The organism is Gulosibacter sediminis (genome assembly GCF_014904065.1).
GTDB lineage: Bacteria > Actinomycetota > Actinomycetes > Actinomycetales > Microbacteriaceae > Gulosibacter > Gulosibacter sediminis.
Map to the genome: position 1 here is coordinate 1 of NZ_JACXJG010000056.1, position 563 is coordinate 563.

Below are 563 nucleotides of genomic sequence, written 5' to 3' on the forward strand. Positions count from 1 at the left end.
CCCGCGCAAGCGCGGTCCGAAAGAGCTGACCGGGATGGTCGACCTCACCCGCGACAGCACCGGGAAGACGCGGGCCCGGCTGTTGGACCTCGTGCCGGGCAGGTCGGGGAAGGCCTACGCGACCTGGCTCAGCGCACGTGGCGACGCATTCCGCGAGCAGGTGAAGGTCGCGGCGCTGGATCCGTTCGCCGGTTACAAGACCGCGATCGACGACAAACTGCAAGATGCCACCGCCGTGCTGGACGCGTTCCATGTCGTCAAGCTCGGCACCGTCGCGGTCGACGAGGTTCGCCGTCGGGTCCAGCAAGACACTCTCGGCCATCGCGGTCGGAAAGGTGATCCGCTCTACGGGATCCAGACCATCCTCCGCGCCGGGGCTGAGAACCTCACCGACAAGCAGTGGGCGCGCCTGACCGCAGCCATCGAGGCGAACCCGGCCCACGACGAGGTGTTCGTCGCATGGCAGTGCGCGCAGCAACTTCGCTCGGCCTATCACCAGAAGGACCTCGCTGAGGGGCGACAGATCGCCGAGAAGGTCGTCGAGTCGTTCCACACCTGTCCGA

General features: G+C 67.1%; 1 protein-coding gene. It reads left to right on the forward strand.

The features are described 5' to 3' along the window. Nucleotides 1-563, forward strand: a 563-nt coding sequence (locus ID132_RS12940) for a transposase (RefSeq protein ID WP_193128814.1), incomplete at both ends; no start/stop codon positions are given.